At 59.7% G+C, this 5,028-nt stretch carries 10 protein-coding genes; 6 read left to right on the top strand and 4 right to left on the bottom strand.

Annotated features, from left to right (window positions below):
• Positions 1 to 699: diguanylate cyclase domain-containing protein (locus tag ACFFAR_RS24240; protein WP_174364436.1), on the top strand; the 699-nt coding region annotated here is incomplete at its 5' end.
• 12 nt (positions 700 to 711) lie between these two features.
• Here ACFFAR_RS24240 and ACFFAR_RS24245 read toward each other — a convergent pair.
• Positions 712 to 1,068 (bottom strand): hypothetical protein, encoded by a 357-nt coding sequence (locus ACFFAR_RS24245; protein ID WP_375508602.1) that lies wholly within the window; start codon positions 1,066 to 1,068, stop codon positions 712 to 714.
• A 284-nt stretch (positions 1,069 to 1,352) separates the two neighbouring features.
• Between ACFFAR_RS24245 and ACFFAR_RS24250 the strand changes: the two genes are divergently transcribed.
• Positions 1,353 to 2,075: a TetR family transcriptional regulator gene (locus ACFFAR_RS24250; RefSeq protein ID WP_174364437.1), complete on the top strand. Its 723-nt coding sequence runs from the start codon at positions 1,353 to 1,355 to the stop codon at positions 2,073 to 2,075.
• Positions 2,076 to 2,149: 74 nt separating this feature from the next.
• On the opposite strand, the gene ACFFAR_RS24255 is transcribed toward ACFFAR_RS24250, so the two are convergent.
• Both ACFFAR_RS24255 and ACFFAR_RS24260 read right to left on the bottom strand, forming a co-directional pair.
• Positions 2,150 to 2,443 (bottom strand): hypothetical protein, encoded by a 294-nt coding sequence (locus ACFFAR_RS24255; protein WP_174364435.1) that lies wholly within the window; start codon positions 2,441 to 2,443, stop codon positions 2,150 to 2,152.
• Positions 2,444 to 2,526: 83 nt separating this feature from the next.
• Positions 2,527 to 2,925, bottom strand: a complete 399-nt coding sequence (locus ACFFAR_RS24260) for a DUF1090 family protein (protein WP_075359570.1) — start codon at positions 2,923 to 2,925, stop codon at positions 2,527 to 2,529.
• 164 nt (positions 2,926 to 3,089) lie between these two features.
• Between ACFFAR_RS24260 and ACFFAR_RS24265 the strand changes: the two genes are divergently transcribed.
• From ACFFAR_RS24265 to ACFFAR_RS24280, 4 genes are all read left to right on the top strand, one after another.
• Positions 3,090 to 3,311 carry a hypothetical protein gene (locus ACFFAR_RS24265; protein ID WP_174364434.1) on the top strand — a complete coding sequence of 74 codons (222 nt, stop codon included), beginning with the start codon at positions 3,090 to 3,092 and terminating at the stop codon, positions 3,309 to 3,311.
• Between the two features lie 61 nt (positions 3,312 to 3,372).
• Positions 3,373 to 3,576: a hypothetical protein gene (locus ACFFAR_RS24270; RefSeq protein WP_061998936.1), complete on the top strand. Its 204-nt coding sequence runs from the start codon at positions 3,373 to 3,375 to the stop codon at positions 3,574 to 3,576.
• A 39-nt stretch (positions 3,577 to 3,615) separates the two neighbouring features.
• Entirely contained in the window at positions 3,616 to 3,777 is a 162-nt protein-coding gene (locus ACFFAR_RS24275) for a hypothetical protein (protein ID WP_155524180.1), read from the top strand.
• 81 nt (positions 3,778 to 3,858) lie between these two features.
• A complete protein-coding gene (locus ACFFAR_RS24280; protein ID WP_155524181.1) occupies positions 3,859 to 4,029 on the top strand; it encodes a hypothetical protein in 171 nt (56 codons plus the stop codon).
• Positions 4,030 to 4,192: 163 nt separating this feature from the next.
• Here the strand turns inward: ACFFAR_RS24280 and ACFFAR_RS24285 are convergent.
• Positions 4,193 to 5,028 (bottom strand): type VI secretion system Vgr family protein (locus ACFFAR_RS24285; protein ID WP_174364433.1); only part of this gene is annotated, 836 nt, incomplete at its 5' end.

Genomic DNA, 5,028 nt, shown 5'->3' on the forward strand with positions numbered 1-5,028 from the left:
TTCTGCGACGAAATGGTCGGCCATTTCCAGGAACAGCTCGTCGATCTGTGGGAAAACCGGCTGTTTCACCAGCGCGAAGTCATCAACTATTCGCTCGAAGGCCATCAGCTCAACGTGCATCTGCAGTTTTCGGTGTTTCCAGGCCATGAAGCCAATTGGGACCTCGTGCTGGTCGCACTCACCGACATCACCGCGCGCAAGAAAGCCGAGGCGTACCTCGAATTCCTCGGCAAGCACGACGCGCTGACCAAGCTGAAAAACCGCTCGTTTTATATCGATGAAATGAACCGGCTGGAACGCAAGGGCCCGTTCCCGGTGACGGCAGTAGCGGTCGATGTCAACGGGCTGAAGGCCGTCAACGATCAACTCGGGCACGCTGCCGGCGACGCATTGCTGCGGCGCGCGGGCGAGGTGCTGGGCAAGGCGGTGGAAAAGCCGAGCCACGCCGCACGCATTGGCGGCGACGAGTTCGTGCTGCTTTTACCGGGTGTCGATGAACGCGGCGGCGCGGCCGTGATCGAGAGCATCCGGCAACTGGTCGAGGTCAACAACCAGTTCTACTCAGGGCTGCCACTAAGTTTCGCGTTGGGCGCCGCCACCGCGCAGGACGGCGAGCGGCTCGAAGCCATGATGCAACGCGCCGATGCCGCCATGTACCTCGAAAAGCGCGCGCACTACGGCGCATCCGATCAGGCGTAGCACGCGTATTGCCTACTGACCGGCCGTCGATTCGTCGATACCGCGCGTGAGCGCCGGGCACGCCTCGCCGATCTTCTGCGCGTACTCTTGCGGGTTGCTTGTCTTGAGCGCCGCGAAACGATCCACGGTCGATTGCGCCTCCTTGTAACCGAGGTTCCACTCGCCGTCGAAATCGGGCGCATCGGTGAAACTTTTGCGTGCAACCGCTTTGAAGCGCGCGATTTTTACCGCATCGATATGGCAGATATCTGCCGCACCGCGCGCGATGTTCGCGCTCGTGCGCACGCCCTCGGCCGCGACGCTTTGCTGCGACGGCTGCTGCACGGCCGGATGGCCTGGGGGCAACGCCTGCGCAGTCGAAGGCTGCACCGTTTGCTTCTGCGCGTGCGCGGTGAGCGGGAGACCGCAAGCAACGACGCATGCGATCAGCGCAAAATTTACGCATGTAACGGCGTGTCGAAGAGTCATGCAAATCCTTGTATTGGGGGCCACGTCGAGACCTGCGAGCGGGTGGGGAAGTATAGCCAAAGAGCACCCGGCAAGCTTTGCCGATGGACCCGCGAGAGGCAGCGCAAGATTGGATTTTGCGCGAAAGGCCCTTGAAAACCCATGCTAAACTCATTTTACCTAGAGGCGCTCTGCACAAGTAGATGATGAAAAAAGCAAGTAAAGTAACAGCGCCGGTTCGTTCGAAATTCCGCTCGGAGCCTCGCAAAAATCGTTCGGTGTCCGTACCGGTACTTGACCGGCACGAAGTGAAACGGAAATACGATCCGGAACAAACCAAACGCAACATCATTGAAATCGCGACCGCCGAATTCGCCGCAATGGGTTTGAGCGGAGCACGCGTCGACGCCATTGCCGAGCGCACGAGCACCACGAAGCGCATGCTGTACTACTACTTTGGCAGCAAGGAAGGGCTGTACGAAGCGGTGATCGACGAAGCGTACGGGAAGATCCGGGCGCTCGAACAAGCGTTGCGTCTTGAAGCCATGGAGCCGCGTGAAGGCCTGTGCCGGCTCGTCGAATTCACATTCGATTTCCACGATACACAACGTGACTTCGTCCAGCTCATCGCCGGTGAAAACATCAGCGGCGGCACGCATGCCGAGCATCTGAAAGCCTTCAAGGCACGCAATTCGAGTGTGGTGAAGACCATCAGCAATCTCATTGGCCGGGGTATCGCGGCAAAGGTGTTTCGCGACGATGTCGAACCCGTCGATCTGCATCTGATGATCAGCTCGCTGTGTTTTTATCGCGTCTCGAACCGGCATACGTTCGCCATGGCGTTCGGACGCGATCCCGCCGGTCCGCGATTGCGCGTGCGCCATCGGGCGATGATCGTCGATACGATCTTGCGGTTCATGGCGCGCTGAAAGCGGCAGGTCCGAACCGGCATCTCCGGTTACTCGCTTTCAATCGCGTGGCCCGCATTCACATGCAAGGCTGATTATTCGACGGAACCAGGCGTCACGTCGGGCGCTTCGAGCATCGTCCGGTGGGTCGCCTCGTACGTATCGATCTGTAGATACAGCCGGTGAACGGTCTGGATCTGCGTATGCGACAAGTGCGATGCCCGTGCCACCAATGCCAGGCGTTCCCGCCAGTAGGCTGGCGGGAGAATCGGACTCAGCGCGTCGTCGATGAGTGAACGCCGCAGCACCAGCTCGAGGTGCGACAACTCCTGATCCGCCAGCATTGCGGAAAATGCGCCCTGAGGCTTGATGTTGGTCATAAGGTTCATCAGTGCTCAACGGCTGCATTCATTGAAACTTTAGGTGTCCGCCGGTCGGTACAAACCCTTGGGGCCGTGGCCTGTCTGGTTCCTTACTGGATGGGTCTCGCAATTGCGCGGTCCAGATCCGCACGCGCCCGGTTCACCTTGCGTTGCCACGCGTTGATGTTGAGCTGGTCCGTGCCTTTCTTTTCCGCCCGCGCCAATTCGCCCTCCCACGCGCGCAGCGTGTTCCTGGCCTGCGCGATGGCGTCATTGTGGCGCTTGAGCGCGCCGGACCTGCGTTGCTCGATGGCCTCCGGCGTGCATTCGGCGTTGGTTTTATCGAGCGCCGCTTGCAGCGAGTCGAGTTGCGCCGTGTCGTCCCGGTTGAGCGCAATGGCCATCTGTCGTTCCAGGCTCTGGCGATGGGCGTCGCATGCATCGGTTTCCGCCGAGGCGTGAGCAACCGACAAACACATGCTGAGCGCGACGGCGACGAACAATTTCATGGCGGAATCCGTAACTGACTAGATTGGGCTTTGGGTCGAAAAGCGTATCCCGCCGTTATCCTGAGCAGGCGAGGTCGGCGTATTTTAGCGAGTTGTGGATTGCGCGCGGAATGAGTTTTGCGCGGTTTGCACCGACTGACTACTTTTTCACGAGGAATACGCTCATGCGTTTCGATTACGAAGGCTTTCATATCGATTGCCGGTCGCGGCACGATCAGGACGGCCTTTACTACGCCCAGGCGCACATCACGAAGGCTCCGGCCAAGGGCCACGGGCATCCGGAACGGCACGAGTCAGGCGACATAGACGCATTCGATAACGACAGCGACGCCATTGCTTGCGCGCGGGCCTGGGCCATTGACTGGTGCAGTGAGCATGCGGCCTAGCGCGGCACGGGTGGATGCGCCCGTCGCATGCTAGGATCGCGGCCTGCCAACGGGAGAAGCCATGCAATATTTGCACAATGAACATGTCATCGACGTGTTCGTCGAAAAGCGTGGGGACCGTTGGGACTGGTCCGTGCAGGCGGGCGCGCTGCCGCTCAAGAAGAATACGGGCGAGATGGCGCCGACCAGCAATGTTGCGGAAAATGAAGCGCTGATGTGGGCGAAGCGTGAGCTCGACCGAAGGTTTCCGGTCGAGCGCGAGTAGACGGCTTAAGTTCGCGTCAGGCGCGCCGTTAGTATTGGCATGGAACCTTTAAACTTCACATCCGATGCTTCCCGTGACCTCATCCGGGCAGCCGGCGAGACGCTCGAACTGATCTGCCGCCTGCGCGGCATTGCGCTCGAAGCGCTTACCGACGACGAACTCGGCGAGTTCTTCCTCAATGCGCTGGCGGTCGATGCCTGAAGGCATGATGCAGTCGACCGGTTGAATGCCCGCGTTTTTTCTCAAGTTATGTGCTGCGCGGCCGTTATCCGGGTCATGGACATGACCAATCCCACCGCAACCGCGTTTCGCAACCTCGTGCTTGCCGCCGACGAGACCCTCCATCTGCTGTGCCGCCTGCGCGGCATCACCATCGATGATTTGTCGGAAGACGCGCTGGAAGCGTTTTTCTTCGAAGCGCTCGATGACGAGTTCTGGGTGAATTCGCGGTAGGGGTTTTGACAGTCCAGATAGCGTATCCGGACGTCAAGACCTTAGAAGGTTTGGCGATGATGCCGCAGCTTTGGCTCGCTCGGCGGTCGGCGACCACGAAACCGTTACCGTCCGAACCTCGCCTTTGGCTCTGGCTGGACGGATTGTGGTGAGGATGCTGCGACTATCCCCCCGACTCGAGACCTCCACCGGCGGACGCGCTGACAAGAATGCCTGCTCCCTTGAGCTGGTTCAGCGTGTTGTCAAGCAGCGCCTTCTGACGCGCGCAGTCCGCTGTAAGCGCCTGCGCCGCCTTCACTACCGATGCCAATGCCTCGCTTTGCTGGAGGACCTGCTTCATCAGTTCTTGCGCAGCTTCCATATCCAGTTGCTTGCCGATCGCCCTGAGCTGGTCGTCGGCGGACAAGCAAAGTCCTTTGCCGCTTCGGATCGAACCGCAAGCGGACGTTCGCAGTTCAAATGGTTCACCGCGCTCCTGCCGCTTGCCGTCGAGAATGTTGCCGGGGCTCCTTTCCTCGTTGTCGCTTTGCGTAGGGATCACGTTGCGCGACATCCACCAATCCTGGTTGTGGACCAAATCCGACTGAATGCTGTCGTGGTGAAAGTGCGAGATGAAGAGTTTGTTCGGGTCGCCATCGCGCGCCATGATGACCACTTCGGTGCCGTCGAGGACCGGGAAGTGGAACCCCGTTTGCAGCGCGCCGGCAAACGGCTTGGCCATTCGCAAGGGCACGCTTTCGCCGCCCGGATTCCATTCATCGAAATCAAGATCAAGCCGAACGGGGTAATGCCCGGCCTTCGTGAGATAAGCATATGGATGCTTATTTGGTGACGGCACGCGCGCACTGAGTGCACCATGGATTTTTGGCCACTTGGTCTCGTCTATTTTCAGGCGGAATCGCCGGTCGGACGGAATCGCTACATAAGAATTGCTGTAAGCCATGCCACGGCCACCCGAGTGTGTCACCTCGATGATTACCTGTCCGCCGGGCGCGTCCG

Source organism: uncultured Caballeronia sp., from assembly GCF_964243625.1.
Classification (GTDB): Bacteria; Pseudomonadota; Gammaproteobacteria; order Burkholderiales; family Burkholderiaceae; genus Caballeronia.

Excerpts from the sequence above, each read along its gene's own strand:
- ACFFAR_RS24280 (WP_155524181.1), top strand. The coding sequence starts at position 3,859 with ATGACCAATCCCACCGCAACCGCGTTTCGCAACCTCGTGCTTGCCGCC.
- ACFFAR_RS24255 (WP_174364435.1), bottom strand. The coding sequence starts at position 2,443 with ATGAACCTTATGACCAACATCAAGCCTCAGGGCGCATTTTCCGCAATG.
- ACFFAR_RS24260 (WP_075359570.1), bottom strand. The coding sequence starts at position 2,925 with ATGAAATTGTTCGTCGCCGTCGCGCTCAGCATGTGTTTGTCGGTTGCT.
- ACFFAR_RS24275 (WP_155524180.1), top strand. The coding sequence starts at position 3,616 with ATGGAACCTTTAAACTTCACATCCGATGCTTCCCGTGACCTCATCCGG.
- ACFFAR_RS24250 (WP_174364437.1), top strand. The coding sequence starts at position 1,353 with ATGAAAAAAGCAAGTAAAGTAACAGCGCCGGTTCGTTCGAAATTCCGC.
- ACFFAR_RS24265 (WP_174364434.1), top strand. The coding sequence starts at position 3,090 with ATGCGTTTCGATTACGAAGGCTTTCATATCGATTGCCGGTCGCGGCAC.
- ACFFAR_RS24270 (WP_061998936.1), top strand. The coding sequence starts at position 3,373 with ATGCAATATTTGCACAATGAACATGTCATCGACGTGTTCGTCGAAAAG.